This is a genomic window from Myroides sp. TSA_177.3, from assembly GCF_052691955.1.
Genome location: NZ_JBQZGD010000002.1, coordinates 229,321 through 247,605, shown reverse-complemented (window position 1 = coordinate 247,605; position 18,285 = coordinate 229,321). Strand labels below are relative to the sequence as shown.

Genomic DNA, 18,285 nt, shown 5'->3' with positions numbered 1-18,285 from the left:
AATAAAAGAAATGAAATACTTTGCTTTGTTGCTGATGGTGTTGCTGTTAACTTCTTGTGCAACAGTTCTTAATAAAGATTTACGATCCGTTTATTTTTATTCTCAAAAAAATGTGGAAACTATAAAGGTGAAGGATTCTATTTACGAATTACCTGTTCAACTTAATTTACCTCGTGCAAAAGAAGATTTGAAGGTTGTTATGATGACCGATTCAACCGATTTAAATTATTCAATCAAATCGCAACTAGATAATAAATTTATTGCTTTAAATTTAACCGGACTTATATTTGCGCCAGTCAATTATGCTGTAGATTTAACGAATCACAGGCGATTTGAATACCCGCGTATTGTTTATTTGGATCCGATGATGGCTGATGGAATGCCTCTCATAGAGGAGCAAATACCAAAGCGCATAAACAAATATATGGGCTATAAACCAAACACGAAAAAAGGTGAGATCTATTTTTATGGAACATTTACGCCGTATAGTTATATGTCTTTAGATATTCCTGACGTGAATGACAGACAAGAAGGGATAGGTTCTGGATTGGGCGAAATTGGATTTTCATATTACTACAGCAATACAAGTTATCTTAGTTTAGGGGCTGGATTAAATACCACAATTAGGATTTTACCTATTTTTAATGATTTTATTTTATATGCTTATACTATTAAACTAGCTAATTTTCATCAAATTAACCGTTTAAATGTAGGTTATGGTGTTTTTTGGGGACGCAACCAACGCAGCGAAGATACTGAAGTAATAGGACATGGTGATGACGACTACGTCAAAATTAATAGCCATAATACTGTAGGATTAGTAGCCGCAGCGAATGTTGAAGTGCTGAAAAATTTTCATATCGGATTGAGTTATAAACCCTCTTTATATCGTGTAAGTGCACCTAAAGGTCACGTGAACAATCACTTACTTAGTTTAGAGCTTACTTATAAATTGCGATTGCGCAGCAAATAGGAAGTTATCTTTAAATTCCTATACTTCACAAGAAGTTAACAGGATTAATTGGCATAGTTGGGTTATTTGGCGTATTTTAGAAGGAAACTTAACGTAGGTTAAGTGCTGAGGTAAAAAAAGGAATGTAGTTTTACTTCAGAGAAAAATAAACGTTTAAAAAACCACGCAAATTATGTCAAATGTAGATTTAGTTATTGAAGAAAGAGCGGCAAGTATTGGTAATTTTCTAGTAGGACGATTACTGCCTTTCCGTCAAAAGAGAACCGTAGGTCCCTTTGCCTTTATTGACCACATGGGTCCAGCAGCAGTAAAAGAACATGATAATTTAGATGTTGACCCTCATCCGCATATTGGTTTATCCACGTTAACCTATTTATTTGAAGGCTCCATCATGCACAGAGATAGCTTGGGGAGTCATGTCGAAATTACACCTGGCGCTGTCAATTGGATGACTGCAGGTCGTGGGGTGGTTCACTCAGAACGCATGCCTGTCAATATACGCCAGGAAAAACCAGATACCGTATTGCACGGTTTGCAAATCTGGATTGCTCTACCTAAAGAGCTAGAAGAAATCGAACCTTCATTCGTACATATCGAAGCTAGTGAATTGCCAAGTTGGCAAGAAAATGGAGTGGATTATAAATTAATTGCAGGAAAAGCTTTAGGGCATGAATCTCCTGTTCCTGTGCACAGTCCGTTATACTATATCGAAATTAAATCCAAAGACGCAGCAACAATCAATATTGGTGCGGGTTTATTTGGAGAAGCAGCTCTGTATATTCTCGAAGGAGAAGTGAAAAGCGGGGAACATACCTATGGAAATAAAAATATCTTAATCGCCAATGATAGTACGTTGTGTGAATTTGAGATGGCTCCGAATACGACCGTTTACATTTTTGGAGGAGATCCCTTACCAGAAGAGCGCTACATTCTTTGGAACTTTGTTTCGCATGATGTAGAACGCCTAGAAAAAGCAAAGCAAGATTGGATTGACCAAAATTACGACGCTTTCCCTCTTATTGAAGGGGATGATAAGAGTTATGTCCCTTTCCCAGAAGGAATGAAGAATTTTAGAAACAAAACGAGTTAAATCAGTAAAAAAAACATGGAAGTAAAAGTAATAGCCACATTAGGTAGTACCCTATATCAAACAGAAGTAAAAGCAGGAAAAAACAGCATCATCAGTGACGAACCAGCCGATTTGGGTGGTGGAGATACAGGATTGAATCCATTTGAATTATTAGCCTCTTCTTTAGCTACGTGTACAGCGGCAACATTGCGCATGTACATCAACATGAAGAAATGGGAAGTAGGCGAGATTATCGTACAGGTAGAAATGGAGGATGATAAACCCAATCAAGTTGCTAATTTTAAACGTGAAATTACATTTACGGGTGCTTCTTTGGATGAGGCACAAGAAAAAAGACTATTAGCAATTGCTGAAAGATGTCCTGTACATCGAATTATAACAGGGAACGTAACAGTTGCAACAACCCTAAATAACTAAGAAGTGATGGAAATAAAACACGAACAAAACGAAAGTAAAGGTGCTTTTACCGCTTGGATTGACGGTAAAAAAGCCGGAGAGATGACGTATAGCGTTGCAGGAACTGCTATGATTATCGTTGATGCGACTCACGTAGATGAGGCCTTTAAAGGTCAGGGGGTTGGACAAAAACTGCTCCAAGAAGGGGTTGTGCCATTCGCAAGAGAAAAAGGAGTGAAAGTAATGCCTTTATGTCCTTTTGCTAAAGCCATGTTTGACCGACATGCAGAATTAGCAGATTTACGTGCATAAACAGAAAAATAAGTAGTAATAATTGAAAGAAAAGACTTAGTGGACAAAAAAGGAGGCCAGGCATTCCTTTGTCTGCTAAGTTTTTTTACCTTTGCACCTACGTTTAACTGCTAATAATATTGCTTTATGAATGAAAAAACATCATTTGGATTAACCACAACAATAGAAGTACCTTTTGCTATTCAAGCTATGGGAAGTTGTTGGGCTAAAAAAGGGTTATTAGTAGCGAACTATGTATCAACAGATGCAGAAGATCCTTCCGCTTTTGAATTGGTGTATACCTTGATTGATGAGGAAGGAAATAAAAGAGAGATTGTAGAATCAGAAGGGGTTTTACCTACGTTGTTTTTAAACCCATTAGCTGCAAATTACGTGGCTGTAGTAGGGGATAAGGACGAAAGTGAATCTCGACAAATTCTGCCTATTTTTAAACGCAATACAGTAGAACAGTTTTGTTTTGATAAGGATTTAGCAGGGCGTTTTGTCGGTTGTACAAAAGCATCTACTATTTTCTATGAAGTGGATATCTGGAAAGAAAGCAAACAAGACGTTATGACTTGTTTGACTTTTAATGAACATGCAATTGTAGGATGTAAACAGATTACGGTACCTATGCCTAAAGGCAATAAGGTATGTGTGCAAAACAATGAAATACACCTGATTACGGAAGTGGAATCAGGCTGGTTACACCGTCAAATTAACGAAAGCGGACAAGAAATCCGCAGTCGTGTTTTAGATTTTGATTTTCCTTTTGTACATGAAGCTTTAAGCCTGTCTTTTGATCATAAATCATATTTATTATGTGAGGAAAATGGAGAAATTGGCTTGGTAGAAATTGATGAAGAAGGCAATTGCCTTTATGCTGAATTGTATAATTTAGGAGATGAATTCTTCGGTACTTGGCATCCTCAACACCTTAATGCGGAAACAAGTGCCATCCAATTTACAACGGAACACGGGAATGGCTGGTTAGTTGTACGCAACGATAGCTTAGTGGAATTGGTGTACAATAAAAATAAAAGCGGGTATAAAAACCTACTGTCTCAAGAGGTGTTAAACCTAGAGACGAATGATTTGGCTGTTTCTTCGATCAGCCCAATCTCAGATACTAAAATCGGAATTGTATTCCACCCTCGTAAATCACGTAAAGAAAAATACCAGAAGATTTTCGTGTTGCAACATGGGGTTTAGTTGATGGTTTTTTGTGAGGTTTGTTCTTTGTGAGGTTTGTTCTTTGTGAGGTTTGTTCTTTGTGAGGTTTGCTCTTTGTGAGGTTTGTTCTTTGTTAGATTTATCGATTAAAGTAGCTTATTGCAAAAAAGCGAAAAAGCAAAAAAACAACTCTCCACCCTGTATCCCATTTAGTATGTCATGCTGACGAAGGAAGCATCGCATCCGTTACTCAACGCTTGTTATATGAATCAGTCGCTCTACAGTATTTTGTGGGGCTTGCGCTTTGTGAGGCGGTGAGATTGGTGAGGCGATGAGGTTGTAAGATTTATTGATTAAAGCAGATTGCTGCAAAAAAGCCTCTTGTAAAAAACAACTCTCCACCCTGTATCCCATTTAGTATGTCATGCTGACGAAGGAAGCATCGCATCCGTTACTCAACGCTTGTTATATGAATTAGTCGCTCTACAGTATTTTGTGGGGCTTGCGCTTTGTGAGGCGGTGAGATTGGTGAGGCGATGAGGTTGTAGGATTGATCGATTAAAGCAGATTGCTGCGAAAAAGCAAAAAAACTCTTCATGAGGCGATGAGAGGATGAGGTTGTAAAGTTGTAGGTCGCTTTTTTGTTTTTTCGTGAAGTCGTAAGATTTATCGATTAAAAAAATCACCTTTAACTCCTAATCCAAAACTCCTAACCTATAACCCTTAACCCACAACCCTTAACCCACAACCCTTAACCCACAACCCATAACTCTTCACCCATAACTCTTCACCCATAACCCTCTACCCCCCACAAAAAAATGTTAAGTTTTCTGTTTTTCTTTTCAATTCCTCTACTTTTGGAAACTTGAGTAAAAAGTAGAGACAAAAGAAAACAGATGAGTATAAGTTTAGCTACGTGGAACGTAGATCCAGAGATTTTTAGAATAGGGGATTTTGCTGTTCGCTATTATGGTGTATTATTCGCTATTGGTATGATTTTGAGTTATCAATTCATGAAGCGAATTTTTAAACGAGAGCAAATCGGAATTCAATATCTAGATAAACTTTTGATCTATATTGTTGTAGGAACGGTAGTAGGGGCTCGATTAGGGCATTGCTTGTTCTATGATTTTGCCTATTATTCACAACATCCTTTAGAAATCATTTTACCTATTGCCAAAGTAGATGGCAGTTACCATTTTGTCGGCTTTATGGGCTTAGCGAGTCATGGAGGAGCTATTGGTGTATTATTGAGTTTGGCGTTATTTTGTAAAAGATATAAAACGAATTTATTACAACTCTTGGATCGCTTGGTGATTGCAATTCCTATCACTGGTGCATTTATTCGCTTTGGGAATTTTATGAATTCCGAAATTTACGGTAAACCGACAGATTCTATCTTTGGAATTGTCTTTTTACGTGATGATACTATTTCGAGACATCCAACCCAATTATATGAAGCTTTCGCTTATTTAGCTGTAACGATTCTCTTGTATGTTTTATATCAAAAGAAATACAGCGAGTACAAAGGATTGCTTTTTGGACTTTTCTTGATTCTGATGTTTACAGCGCGTTTTGTTCTGGAGTATTTCAAAGAAAATCAAGTTGCTTTTGAGAATGAGATGGCTTTGAATATGGGGCAGATTTTGAGTATTCCATTTATGATTGTTGGATTGGGCTTGGTTATTTGGAGTTTGCGAAAACCCAAAGAGGAGTCGAATCTGCGTATTGTAGATCCAAAAGGGATACAAGATAAAGCGGAAGATACTGAAGCAGATGCAACACAGGATAAAACACAGATTTAAATAAGCGATACAATCGAATAATATAACACAATCAAACCTTCTAACCACTGCGGTAGAAGGTTTTTTTTATAGGAGTGAACTTAATGTAGGTTAAGCATTTTATTGGTTTAGATGTCGTAATTTTATAGTGTACTAAAAAACAAGAAGTTATGGAAATAGGAATCAGTATGTTTGGAGATTTGCGTTTGAATAAACAAACGAATACTTATCAAGCTCCACAACAACGTTTAAACGAGTTAATTGAAGAAATCAAACTCATGGATCAAGTGGGACTTGATGTGTTTGGAATAGGGGAGCACCACCGTCCGGATTATGCCGTTTCAACTCCCGATATTATTTTAGCTGCGGCAGCTAGTGTTACGGAAAAAATCAAGCTAACCAGTGCAGTAACTGTTTTGAGTTCTAATGATCCGGTTCGCGTGTATCAATCGTTTTCAACTATTGATTTATTGTCGAAAGGACGCGCTGAAATTACGGTTGGACGTGGTAGCTTTATCGAATCATTTCCGTTGTTTGGTTATAATTTAGACGACTATAATGAGTTATTTACAGAGAAATTAAATCTCTTATTGAATATCAATGCTACGGAAGAACCCTTGACTTGGACAGGGAAGCATCGTGCTTCACTACAGGCTCAACAAGTATTTCCACGTGCAGAAAAGCCATTGGATGTTTGGATTGCAGCTGGTGGAACGCCAGAATCGGTATTGCGTGCTGCTAAATTAGGTTTGCCTTTGGTATTTGCAATTATTGGAGGAATGCCAGAACAGTACAAGCCTTTCTTTGATTATTATAAAGCAGAATACTTGGCGGCAGGACATGATCCTAAAGCGATGCAAATTGCGACGCATTCCCACGGTTTAGTTGGGGTAGATGGTAGTCAATTGTCTAAAGAATACTTTGATTTATACAAAGGACAAATGGACCGCATTGGTGCATCAAGAGGATGGCAACCGTATACGTTTGAGCAATATGAAGGGGGTAGAAGTAGAGATGGGGCTTTGTTTATTGGTGATGCCAATCAAGTGACAGATAAAATTTTGTACCACCAAGAGATGTTTGGATTAACCCGTTGGTTGATGCACATGGACTTAGGGGCACCGGATCATAAAACGATGATGAAATCCATCGAATTGTTGGGAACTAAAGTAGCTCCAGCAGTTAAAAAAGCACTGCAACAATAAGAAAATTCAACGAAATAGTTAAATTTGTTTTTTATAGATTTTTGGTTCGAAGAGATTGGAGTATTCCAATCTCTTTTTGCTATTTAACTAAGACACCATGATATACATAGAAACAGAACGATTAATACTCAGACCCTACAAACAAGAGGATGTAGCGGCTTTTATTCGCTTGAATAGTGATCCAGAAGTGATGCGCTATTTTCTTGAAAAGAAAACACCTGAGGAATCGGAGGTAATGATACAAAAATTTAACCGCAACATAGAAGCGGATGGATTTGGGGCATTTGCAGTAGAGGAGAAGGCAACGCAACAATTTATCGGTTTTATTGGGTTGAACACTTTTACTTTTGAGGCGGATTTCGCTCCAGCAGTAGAAGTGCTTTGGCGTTTATTACCTGAATTTTGGAACAAAGGCTATGCGACAGAAGGAGCTAAGGCTTGCCTGGATTTTGCGCAGAAGCAATTGAACTTGAATCGCGTATATGCTTTTACTACGGTGTCAAATAAGGCTTCAGAACAGGTGATGATCAAAAGTGGTATGACGTATGTCAAAAATTTTAATCATCCGTTGGTTCCTATAGATCATCCACTCTTGGAACACAAACTGTATGTAAAAGAATATAACTAGAACCCATAAAAAAAGAGCACCTAAAGTGCTCTTTTTCTGTATTAAATCGTTTGATTATGCTTTCGTTTTTGAAATTTCTTTCACTAAGATATAGCGAATAGAAGGTGCATCAGCAGGAGGGTTTGGTACGTCTTCTTTGCGTACTTCTAACGTGTAGTTATACCCTTCTTCGTATTCAAAACCTTGGATTGATGAATAGAATAACGTCCATTCTCCATCTTCTGTTTCTCTTACTTGTAAACATTTCATAGGTCCAACTCCTGTACAATCTACTTGTTTAGGTCCTACATACATCGTTACAATGTTTTGTACTTCTTTTGTTTCAGGTGTTTCTGTTTGATTCATCGTTTCTTCTACGATTACTTCTTCTTTTTGGTCTTTTTTCTCTTGACAGCTTACAAAAGCAAACATACCTACCAAACTAGCAATTAAAAATGTTTTTCTCATAGTAACTAAAAATTTTACTGTAAAAATACGGATAATATTTAAGAAAATTTACTTTTTTTAGTTAATTGTATGGTAATTAGGGGGTGGTGAGATCGGTGAGGGGGTGAGATTGGTGAGGTTTGTGCTTTGTGAGGTTTGTGCTTTGTGAGGTTTGCTCTTTGTGAGGTTTGCTCTTTGTGAGGTTTGTGCTTTGTGAGGTTTGTGCTTTGTGAGGTTTGTGCTTTGTGAGGTTTGCGCTTTGTGAGGTTTGTGCTTTGTGAGGTTTGTGCTTTGTGAGGTTTGCTCTTTGTGAGGTTTGCTCTTTGTGAGGTTTGTGCTTTGTGAAGTCGTAAGATTTATCGATTAAATGGGAATATGCTATTTGTTACTGCATCCAATTATTCCAATCCGTTAATCCGTTCAGTTAATCCGTCTAGTCAATCCGTTCAGTATGTCATGCTGACGCAGGAAGCATCGCATCTGTTAGTAGGTTGCTTTTTTGTTTTTTTGTGAGTTGTGGGTTATATCGATTAAATGGGAATACGCTATTTGTTACTGCGTTCAGTTATTCCAATCCGTCAATCCATTCAGTTATTCCAATCCGTCAATCCGTTCAGTATGTCATGCTGACGCAGGAAGCATCGCATCTGTTAGTAGGTTGCTTTTTTGTTTTTTTGTGATGTTGTGGGTTTTATCGATTAAATGGAAATTCGCTATTTGTTACTGCATCCAGTTATTCCAATTAGTCAATCCGTTCAGTTATTCCAATCCGTCAATTCGTTCAGTATGTCATGCTGATGCAGGAAGCATCGCATCTGTTAGTAGGTTGCTTTTTTGTTTTTTTGTGAAGTCGTAAGATTTATCGATTAAATGGGAATATGCTATTTGTTACTGCATCCAATTATTCCAATCCGTTAATCCGTCTAGTCAATCCGTTCAGTATGTCATGCTGACGCAGGAAGCATCGCATCTGTTAGTAGGTTGCTTTTTTGCTTTTTCGCGAAGTTGTGGGTTTTATCGATTAAATGGGAATACGCTATTTGTTACTGCATCCAATTATTCCAATCCGTTAATCCGTTCAGTTAATCCGTCTAGTCAATCCGTTCAGTTATTCCAATCCGTCAATTCGTTCAGTATGTCATGCTGACGCAGGAAGCATCGCATCTGTTAGTAGGTTGCTTTTTTGTTTTTTTGTGAAGTTGTGGGTTTTATCGATTAAAGAAAAATTCACCTCACAAAATGCAAAGCACAAACCTCACAAATAACAAACCTCTAGATGCGTTGTTTTTTCAAGGATTTAACGAGTGGACTGACGTGTTAATTAAAGTATTTTACCTACTAAAGTGTTAGTTTTATTACTTATATTTGCGTTTATTTTAAAACTAAAACCGTATTAAAATCTAGATAATGAGTTTAGACGAAAAATTTCATGACGATATGGGAGATAACCACATTGCTTCTAGCGATGCGACTCCATTAAGAAGTGATGCGTTTGATCGCACAGACGAAGAAAAGATAGAGTTAATTAAAAAAGACGTTGAAAATATTTTAAATACACTGGGGTTAGATCTAACTGATGACAGTTTGAAAGGAACGCCAAATCGTGTAGCAAAAATGTTCGTGAAGGAAATTTTTGGTGGATTAAATCCAGCAAAAAAACCAAGTTCTTCTACGTTTGATAATAAATACAAGTACAACGAAATGCTGGTAGAAAAAAACATCGTTGTTTATTCTACTTGTGAGCACCACTTATTGCCAATCGTTGGACGTGCGCACGTAGCGTATATTTCAAATGGTACGGTTGTTGGTTTATCTAAAATGAACCGTATTGTTGATTTTTATGCAAAGAGACCGCAAGTACAAGAGCGTTTGACGATTCAAATTGTAAATGAATTAAAACGCGTATTGAATACAGAAGATGTTGCTTGTGTAATGGATGCAAAACATTTATGTGTAAATTCTCGTGGAATTAAAGACATCGAAAGTAGTACGGTTACTGCTGAATTCGGTGGGCGTTTTAAAGAAGAAAGCGTAAGAAAAGAATTCTTAGATTATATTAAATTAGATACTACATTCTAGTATTCCCTTATTAAATCAGAACTATGGCATTATATCAAGAACAACAATTAAAAGTTTACAACTCTCTTTCGGGAGAAAAGGAAGTTTTCGTACCGATTCACAATGGAAAAGTAGGAATGTATGTTTGTGGACCAACGGTTTACAACTATGTGCATTTGGGAAACTGTAGAACTTTTATCTCTTTTGACTTGGTATTCCGCTATTTGAAACATTTAGGATATCAAGTGCGCTATGTACGTAATATTACGGATGTGGGGCATATGGTTGACGATGCGGATGAAGGAGAGGATAAAATTGCTAAACGCGCGCGTATTGAGCAAATTGAACCGATGGAGATCGTACAGAAATACACAGTGAATTTCCATAATATCCTGAAACAATTCAACAACTTACCACCGAGTATTGAACCTACAGCAACAGGGCATATCATTGAGCAGATTGCTATTATTCAAGGAATTATTGATAATGGTTTTGCTTATGAAGTAAATGGATCTGTTTACTTTGATGTAGAGAAATACAACAAAGAACACCATTACGGTATCTTAAGTGGACGCAAGATTGAGGATTTACTGTCAAATACAAGAGATTTAGATGGTCAATCGGATAAACGCAATCCATTGGATTTTGCGCTTTGGAAAAATGCAGAGTCTCAACACATCATGCGTTGGCCTTCTCCATGGGGAGATGGATTCCCAGGATGGCACTTAGAGTGTACCGCAATGAGTACTAAATATTTGGGTAATCACTTTGATATTCACGGAGGAGGAATGGATTTAAAATTCCCTCACCACGAATGTGAAATTGCTCAAAATGAAGCTTGTACAGGTAATACACCCGTAAATGTTTGGATGCATGCTAATATGTTGACGTTAAACGGCAAGAAAATGGCAAAATCTACAGGAAATAATATTTTACCGAATGAGTTATTCTCTGGAGAGAACGCTATTTTGAGTAAAGCATTTGCACCTGCAGTTGTTCGTTTCTTTATGTTACAAGCACACTACAGAAGTGTATTGGATTTCTCTGATGAGGCTATCTTAGCTTCTGAACGCGGATTCAATCGCTTGATGGAAGCGGTAAAACACAGCAGTGAATTGCCTGTTTCTGCTCAATCTACGGTTGATATTCAAGGATGGAGACAACAGTGTTATGACGCAATGAATGACGACTTTAATAGCCCGATTTTAATCTCTCATCTTTTTGAAGGGGTGCGTTTAGTGAATGTAATTAAAGAAGGAAAAGAGCAAATCAATGCAGAAGACTTAGCCTTGTTTACTTCGTTGTTACACGCATTTGTATTTGATGTATTGGGATTAGAATCAACTAACATCATGGCAGCAAATAACGACAAATTAGAAGGCGTTGTGAGCATGTTAATTCAAATGCGAAATGAAGCCAGAGCAAATAAAGATTTCGCTATGTCTGATCACATTCGAGATGAATTAGCAAAACTAAATATTCAATTAAAAGACGGCAAAGAAGGAACATCCTTTTCTTTATAATCTCATAAAAGCTATAGGAGTGATTCTATAGCTTTTTTTTCTTAATCTCATAATCTTATTTTATGTTGCGAAAGATACTCATTGCACCTTTTATCTTATTGGTGCGCTTTTACCAAGGGGGGATTTCACCGTTTTTTCCACCAACATGCCGCTACACGCCCACGTGCTCGCATTATACGATTGATGCATTGAAGAAACACGGCTTGTTTAAAGGGGGATGGTTAGCAATAAAGCGAATCAGTAGTTGTGGACCCTGGGGAGGGAAAGGGTATGATCCGGTACCTTAATGTTTTTTTACCCTTGATTGTTAAATAATTTTTCTATTTTTACGTATTCACTGAAGCGGAATACCGCAATAACAATATAACAAATTCGAATAGTATGATTTGGAATCCTTCGGAAGGTTTTGATTTAGGTTTTATGCAATTGCGTTACTACAGCTTGATGTTTGTAGTGGCATTTGGTTTAGGTTGGGTCGTAATGAAAAAGATATACGACCGCGAAGGATTAAGTGTAGATAAATTGGATAAGCTATTCATTTATACCGTGTTGGCAACTTTGATTGGTGCGCGTTTAGGACACGTGTTTTTCTATGATTGGGATTATTTTAAAGATCATTTACTTGAGATTATCTTGCCTGTTCGCTTCTCACCTAAATTTGAAATCGTTGGATTTAGCGGGTTAGCAAGTCATGGTGCTGCTATAGGGATTATCGTTACGATGTACTACTACAGCAAGAATGTCATTCAAAAACCAATTTTGTGGATTCTAGACCGCGTAGTTATTCCGGTAACATTAGGGGGAATCTTTGTGCGTTTAGGGAACTTTTTTAACTCAGAGATTGTTGGACACGAAACGACAAATGCAATGGGAATTCGCTTCATTCGCGATACGTATAGTCCGCGTAAAGCGATGGAAATAACGGGATTAAACAATCCAAATGCAGCTTATGATGCGATTCAACACAATCCGCAATTTGCACAAGCATTAGCAGAAGTATTGCCTAAACACCCCACGCAACTATACGAAGCATTCGGATATGTGATTGTGTTTCTAATCTTATACTTTATGTATTGGAAAACTGATGCTAGAAAATACGGCGGATATATCTTTGGGGTATTCTTAGTATTGCTATGGACCGTGCGTTTTATTGTGGAGTTTGTAAAGGGAAGTCAAGGTGGATTTGAATCTACTTTAGGATTACTATCAACAGGACAATGGTTGAGTATTCCATTTATCCTTGCAGGGGTTTACTTGTGGGCAACAGCTAAAAAGAGAGTATACGCATAGTATATTCCACTATTGATATCAGATAGCACTTCTTTATTCTAAGAGGTGCTATTTTTTTTTGAGTGTAATTGTTTTGTTCTAAAATACTTACGATTTTACCTGATAAAAAGAGTAAAAATTATTGCGTTATTGTTTGCCAAAGTCAGTAAATGCGCTATATTTGCACTCGCAATACAGAAGTAAAGCAGACTACTGGAGAAATGGCAGAGTGGTCGATTGCGGCAGTCTTGAAAACTGTTGACTGTAACAGGTCCGGGGGTTCGAATCCCTCTTTCTCCGCTGATTTATAAAAGATAACTTTTCAAAAGTCATCAAAAAAGCACAAAAACCTATGATTCACAATGAGTTATAGGTTTTTTCTTTTTTAGGGGTATCACATTCTTTTTAAAAGTGCACCTAAAAATATTCTTGATTCGGTGCACAAAAAAATATCCAAGCAATGTGCACCTTTCAACTTGGCAAACCTAGACGCCAAAGAGTGCCAGAGAGTTTTAAACTGTGTTTTTGGAACGTTTTAATTCGACATTTATTAATATTTAAAAACAGTTGAATTATGTTAGAAAAACAGTTATCAATTAATTTCTTTCTCAAACCAACTAGAGAGAAAAGTAATTTAAGAGGTGTTTACCTTAGAATTACAGTAGATGGTATTCGCAAAGAGACTTCTCTTAGTCACAAATGGGATATCAAAAGATGGAACCAAAAAGCAGGTCGTGCTAATGGCTCTAAAGAAGATGCCAAAACGCTAAACTATATTTTAGATACAATCGTATCTAAGATTACTAAGTACAAATTAGAGCTCTTAAGTAATGAAGAACCTATTACAGCTAGCGTGCTTATGGATTATATCCAAGGTAAGGGAACAAGTAAAGCTAAAGTTTTAGAAGAATTCCAAAAGCATAATGATGAAGTTTTTAAGTTAGTACCTAAAGAGTACGCTATTGGAACACATGAAAGATACGTAACAGCAAGATCACATGTAGGAGAATATATCCGTTATGTATATGGTAAAGAAGATATTGAGTTTAGAGAACTTAACTATGAGTTTGTAATTGGTTATGAACACTATTTAAAGACCGTTAGAGCGTGTTCTAATAATACAACTATAAAGTATATCTCAAACTTCAAAAAGATTGTTTTACGAGCAGTTGCTAAGGGAATTATTCCTTCGAATCCATTTGTGCAATACAAACCTAAAAAGACGAAGCTCAACAAGAAACCATTAAGTAAACAAGAACTATCTACTTTAGAGAATAAGGAGTTTCAAAATGATAGAGTAAATACAGTAAGAGATGTATTTGTTTTTCAATGTTATACAGGTCTTGCCTATATCGATGTATATCAGTTAAAGAAAAGTGATATTACAAAGGATGAAGAAGGTAATCTATGGATTAGAACCAATAGACAGAAGACAGATGCTAATATTACTATACCTCTACTTCCAAAAGCTATTGAGATAATGGAAAAGTATAAAGATCATCCTGATTGTATTGGTAAAGATATTGTACTTCCCGTTCGTTCAAATCAAAAGATGAATGAGTACTTAAAAGAAATTGCATCACTTTGTGAAATCAGTGAGTTAAACACACATAAGGCAAGGAGAACTTTTGGAAGTACTGTCACTCTTGGCAATGGTGTGCCTATTCACGTAGTAAAAGAAATGTTGGGGCATCACTCTGTTAAGCAGACTGAGGAATACGCTCTAACAGAGGAAGAATCTATCAAAACCGAAATGCAGAAATTAAAAGGTAAACTTGAAGGAAAAGCAAATAAACAAACTGATAATTTTACTGACTTACTCGAGAGTTTAAAAAATCTAAACGCTAATAAATTAGCTCAGCTAACTACTTTTATTAATCAGTTAAATGGATAGCAAAACCTCCCTTGAATTCTCTACAATTTCTAATAATTCAACTGTTATATTTGTAGTAAGGAATTTGAGGGAGTTAATTTTCAACCTTTTTAATGAGTAGAAGTTAACTTCTACTCATTAAAAAGGTTCATAATATCTTTTCTGTTGTAGTAATATGAACCAAGTATTTTGCGATACTGTAATTTCCCACTGATGCGCAGTGTTTGTAAGGAAGCTGGAGAGATGCTTAGTAATTGCCTTGCTACTTTAGCCTTTACCCAATCAAGAGAATTCTCTTTGTTTTGCTTAGCTAAGATTTCTTTTAGCTCACCAATAATTGTTTGAGCAAACAATCTTAAATCGTCCTTTGTAATCTGATTTTCCATGATAGTTGTTTTTTAGGTTAAACAACTAAGGTAAAATCTGTATAGAATAATAAGTTTCTTTATGTAGTTATAGGGATATTTTGGCTATAACTACATAAATTATTCATTCTGTATATCAGATATATCAATAAGCTTTATACTAAAATCATACTCTTGCATTTCTTTAACTACTTGTACAAGCGAGTATTTTGCGATATTTGATTTACAAAGATCAATCCTATCGATTATATTCTTATTTAAATAATGATTATTTCTGAAAGCCATAACAAACGTAATATTAAGTTTTTTAGTCTTTATTTTTTCAATAAAACCCTTAATATCTATTTTATTCAATGGTTGTCTTTTATTGTATTCAATAAGTGTTTTCTCTAAATAGCTTATACCATTATTATTTTTTAAATCATTTGAAAGTCTTTTTGCAGCTAGTACAACTTGTATGTATAAATCACGCATTTTAGTATTAAAACCATTTTTAACATGGATAAAATAGGCAATATCATCTTGTATAGTGAGAATATCACACAACTCTATATTTTCGTTTATTACTTTATCTAAGATATAATAACCGTCCAAATCCTCATGACTCTTATTATAAGTGTCTTCATTATCTCCTTTGTTCCAAACGTTTAAAATATCTTTCTCAAGCATATATTTGTTATAGTATGATTTTGCATCTTCATTCATTCTAGATAAAAACTCATCTTCTAATAAATACCAGCGTCCATCTATTTTAAAATACTTGTATCCGTGATAATCAATTTCCGCTGTGATATGTGATATAAAATTAGCGTATGTTTTTTGATTATTATTTACTTGACCAGAAATATTAAGTTTGTAAATATCTTGAACTATTTGTTGCCTATTATTAATATCCTCTTGTGTTTCGTAAATATATTTTGTTGCATTATAATATAAATCCCCTCTATCAAATACCTCTAAGTCACTTTTACCTCGGCTATTTTTGTAACGAATTATAAATTTATCACATTCATAGAATCTTTCTAACTGAGTAGGATGTACTAACTCTATTATATCGTTTAAATTATTATTTGCAGTTGATTTGTCAACATGTACTAATACATCATTTACTACTAATTCTAATAGATAATTGTCTAAAGATTTTTCTAAATCACAATTATTTACTTTCGAAAATAATGTTAGCTGTTTTTGTTCAAGTTCATCTTCTATCTTATAAAGATCTTTAATTAATTCCTTTAATTCTTCAAAATCAATTTTTTTACGCAAATAAAAATATGCTCCCACTTCCATGATTACAAGATTTGTATTGAGATCATATTTCTTGAAGATGTTTTTTTTTAATTCATCTCTGACTTTTAATTTTATTTTAGTAGGTATATTAGAATAATCTAAAGTCTCTGAAATTGTTTGATTTAGGTTATATGTTTCTTTTTTCGAAGAGATGTTATTAGCAATACTTCTAGTATAAACTTCAATTATATTATCCATCATTGGTTCACATAATCTCTGATATATCTGAATACCAAACGATGGATTAAGGTATTTTTTAATAACGTTTATACCACTTCCACTAATTATACAGTATAGTTCATCTTTATACTTAATAAATAAAACGTAGGAAAATTCAATAATATTAAAATCTTGATTTTCAGTTAGTCCTTCAGGCAAAAACACTTTCCAATAAAATTTTTCTTTGGGCTGATTGAAACAATAAGACCAATACAGAAAATCATCGTCTTTATATTTTGTAACCTGAGGATCAACAGTTTTTGTAAGATCAATGTCTTTAAATTTATGTCTTAATTTTTTAATATGATTTTCTTTTATTGTTTCTATTATTTCATCTACACTCTTCTCTCTTAATTCAAAATAATTTTTATCTATCTTAAAAATTTTCAAATCAATCTTAAAATTATTTAATTCCATAGTATTTGTAAGGTTTATATAGTATTATCTAAAGACCATTTTTAATAAATTTAGCTATAATATTCTCATTTTGGGATATTTTACTAGATAATTTTATAACTTTACCTTTCAATCTTTTTAAATCATTGGCTTTATCTTTGAGCCTTCTTAATTCAGCTATTAATTATGGAACATAAAATACATCAAGGAAGAAATGTAAAGCGTTTTAGAGAAATGCTTGGAATCAAACAAGAGGTTCTTGCTTTTGATTTAGGAGAAGATTGGAATCAAAAAAAGATATCTGTTTTAGAACAGAAAGAGGTAATTGATAATTTACTGTTACAACAGATTTCTAAAGTACTTAAAATACCCGTTGAAGCGATTGAGAATTTTGATGAAGAGCAGGCTGTAAATATTATCTCTAATACTTTTACAGAAAATTCTGCAATTAATTTATACTGCAATATAAACCCAGTTGAGGCAATTGTGCAATTACACAATGAAAAAATTGCTTTATATGAACGTATGCTTAAAGAAAAAGATGAGATGATGAATCGCTTAGAGAAGTTGATTCAAAGTAAATAGACATTAGTTTATATTGTATATAACAGAAAAAAGGTAGAATTACTATAGATGGTATTCTACCTTTTTTGTTTTTAGATAAATATTTATCGATAAGTGGTTGTATCTCTTTGCTGAATAAGTTTAAAAGCATCTAACATTTTATGAAAGTTGAGCATTGAGACGTTACAACAATAATCTTTTTGATAATTACTATTAGCCATTGTAGCTAAGATTAAATCAAAGAATGATTTGTTTACTTGTTCAATAGTAAATCGATTAAAAACATTCTCAAATACTATATAAGGATTCTTACATTCATCTTTATTCAAATATTTAATCCTCTTTAGTTCTTCATCAGATATTTCAGAAATTGTGAGACCTTTTTTATAAAACTTCTTTGGTTTTAGATATATCCTATATCCTGCTTTAAATATGGATTGTAAAACAGTTGCATCATAGATAACCTCAGAAGCACTGATTTTATCATACATCTTATGACTTAAAGTATAGCAACAGTAATTGCGTAATTGCTCTTGGAAATATTCTATATCGGCAAGTTCTATTAGCCATTTGAGTAGTTCATACGGACATTCAATATTATCTTTTGTCCATAAATGAGATTCTAAAGTAAAATCATACGTTTTCATAATTTAAGGTTTTAGGTTACTTATAAAGTTACCTTACTATAAATCAGTAAAGTATTCGCGTTCATTGGTAAATTATACGTTTAAAATTGAAGACGATTTAATTTAATAATGATGA

General features: G+C 34.7%; 18 protein-coding genes and 1 tRNA gene. 15 read left to right on the top strand and 4 right to left on the bottom strand.

Annotated elements, in window-relative coordinates:
• Positions 1 to 10: 10 nt before the first annotated feature.
• The 8 genes from ACUTSE_RS03170 (at position 11) to ACUTSE_RS03135 (ending at position 7,540) form a co-directional block, all read left to right on the top strand.
• Positions 11 to 973 (top strand): hypothetical protein, encoded by a 963-nt coding sequence (locus tag ACUTSE_RS03170; RefSeq protein WP_445639210.1) that lies wholly within the window; start codon positions 11 to 13, stop codon positions 971 to 973.
• Between the two features lie 172 nt (positions 974 to 1,145).
• A complete protein-coding gene (locus ACUTSE_RS03165) occupies positions 1,146 to 2,063 on the top strand; it encodes a pirin family protein (RefSeq protein ID WP_002985563.1) in 918 nt (305 codons plus the stop codon).
• A 15-nt stretch (positions 2,064 to 2,078) separates the two neighbouring features.
• Entirely contained in the window at positions 2,079 to 2,480 is a 402-nt protein-coding gene (locus tag ACUTSE_RS03160; RefSeq protein ID WP_353102475.1) for an OsmC family protein, read from the top strand.
• 6 nt (positions 2,481 to 2,486) lie between these two features.
• Positions 2,487 to 2,771: a GNAT family N-acetyltransferase gene (locus ACUTSE_RS03155; RefSeq protein ID WP_002985558.1), complete on the top strand. Its 285-nt coding sequence runs from the start codon at positions 2,487 to 2,489 to the stop codon at positions 2,769 to 2,771.
• Positions 2,772 to 2,897: 126 nt separating this feature from the next.
• Positions 2,898 to 3,962, top strand: coding sequence for a hypothetical protein (locus ACUTSE_RS03150; protein ID WP_445639209.1), 1,065 nt, complete (start codon positions 2,898 to 2,900; stop codon positions 3,960 to 3,962).
• A gap of 857 nt (positions 3,963 to 4,819) precedes the next feature.
• Positions 4,820 to 5,728 carry a prolipoprotein diacylglyceryl transferase gene (lgt, locus tag ACUTSE_RS03145; protein ID WP_445639208.1) on the top strand — a complete coding sequence of 303 codons (909 nt, stop codon included), beginning with the start codon at positions 4,820 to 4,822 and terminating at the stop codon, positions 5,726 to 5,728.
• Between the two features lie 149 nt (positions 5,729 to 5,877).
• Positions 5,878 to 6,912 carry an LLM class flavin-dependent oxidoreductase gene (locus ACUTSE_RS03140; RefSeq protein WP_445639207.1) on the top strand — a complete coding sequence of 345 codons (1,035 nt, stop codon included), beginning with the start codon at positions 5,878 to 5,880 and terminating at the stop codon, positions 6,910 to 6,912.
• A gap of 97 nt (positions 6,913 to 7,009) precedes the next feature.
• Positions 7,010 to 7,540 (top strand): GNAT family N-acetyltransferase, encoded by a 531-nt coding sequence (locus tag ACUTSE_RS03135; protein ID WP_445639206.1) that lies wholly within the window; start codon positions 7,010 to 7,012, stop codon positions 7,538 to 7,540.
• Between the two features lie 54 nt (positions 7,541 to 7,594).
• Here ACUTSE_RS03135 and ACUTSE_RS03130 read toward each other — a convergent pair whose 3' ends face one another.
• Entirely contained in the window at positions 7,595 to 7,987 is a 393-nt protein-coding gene (locus ACUTSE_RS03130) for a DUF4377 domain-containing protein (RefSeq protein ID WP_353102483.1), read from the bottom strand.
• A gap of 1,386 nt (positions 7,988 to 9,373) precedes the next feature.
• On the opposite strand from ACUTSE_RS03130, the gene folE reads away from it, so the two are divergent.
• The 6 genes from folE (at position 9,374) to ACUTSE_RS03100 (ending at position 14,710) form a co-directional block, all read left to right on the top strand.
• Complete coding sequence (gene folE, locus ACUTSE_RS03125; protein WP_060873444.1) at positions 9,374 to 10,045, top strand: GTP cyclohydrolase I FolE; 672 nt, start codon at positions 9,374 to 9,376, stop codon at positions 10,043 to 10,045.
• 23 nt (positions 10,046 to 10,068) lie between these two features.
• Positions 10,069 to 11,547: a cysteine--tRNA ligase gene (cysS, locus tag ACUTSE_RS03120; protein ID WP_445639205.1), complete on the top strand. Its 1,479-nt coding sequence runs from the start codon at positions 10,069 to 10,071 to the stop codon at positions 11,545 to 11,547.
• Positions 11,548 to 11,609: 62 nt separating this feature from the next.
• On the top strand, positions 11,610 to 11,834 hold the full coding sequence (gene yidD / locus ACUTSE_RS03115; protein WP_002985543.1) for a membrane protein insertion efficiency factor YidD: 225 nt from the start codon (positions 11,610 to 11,612) through the stop codon (positions 11,832 to 11,834).
• A gap of 94 nt (positions 11,835 to 11,928) precedes the next feature.
• Positions 11,929 to 12,837 (top strand): prolipoprotein diacylglyceryl transferase, encoded by a 909-nt coding sequence (gene lgt / locus ACUTSE_RS03110; RefSeq protein ID WP_445639204.1) that lies wholly within the window; start codon positions 11,929 to 11,931, stop codon positions 12,835 to 12,837.
• 194 nt (positions 12,838 to 13,031) lie between these two features.
• Positions 13,032 to 13,116: transfer RNA gene (locus ACUTSE_RS03105), tRNA-Ser, on the top strand.
• Positions 13,117 to 13,390: 274 nt separating this feature from the next.
• Positions 13,391 to 14,710 carry a site-specific integrase gene (locus ACUTSE_RS03100; protein ID WP_445639203.1) on the top strand — a complete coding sequence of 440 codons (1,320 nt, stop codon included), beginning with the start codon at positions 13,391 to 13,393 and terminating at the stop codon, positions 14,708 to 14,710.
• A 110-nt stretch (positions 14,711 to 14,820) separates the two neighbouring features.
• Here ACUTSE_RS03100 and ACUTSE_RS03095 read toward each other — a convergent pair whose 3' ends face one another.
• Together ACUTSE_RS03095 and ACUTSE_RS03090 are read right to left on the bottom strand one after the other, a co-directional pair.
• A complete protein-coding gene (locus ACUTSE_RS03095; RefSeq protein WP_267740843.1) occupies positions 14,821 to 15,075 on the bottom strand; it encodes a DNA-binding protein in 255 nt (84 codons plus the stop codon).
• Between the two features lie 99 nt (positions 15,076 to 15,174).
• Positions 15,175 to 16,980: a DUF6119 family protein gene (locus ACUTSE_RS03090; protein WP_445639202.1), complete on the bottom strand. Its 1,806-nt coding sequence runs from the start codon at positions 16,978 to 16,980 to the stop codon at positions 15,175 to 15,177.
• 165 nt (positions 16,981 to 17,145) lie between these two features.
• Between ACUTSE_RS03090 and ACUTSE_RS03085 the strand changes: the two genes are divergently transcribed.
• Positions 17,146 to 17,544, top strand: a complete 399-nt coding sequence (locus ACUTSE_RS03085; protein ID WP_445639201.1) for an XRE family transcriptional regulator — start codon at positions 17,146 to 17,148, stop codon at positions 17,542 to 17,544.
• Between the two features lie 83 nt (positions 17,545 to 17,627).
• On the opposite strand, the gene ACUTSE_RS03080 is transcribed toward ACUTSE_RS03085, so the two are convergent.
• Positions 17,628 to 18,170: a hypothetical protein gene (locus tag ACUTSE_RS03080; protein WP_445639200.1), complete on the bottom strand. Its 543-nt coding sequence runs from the start codon at positions 18,168 to 18,170 to the stop codon at positions 17,628 to 17,630.
• Positions 18,171 to 18,285: the final 115 nt, after the last annotated feature.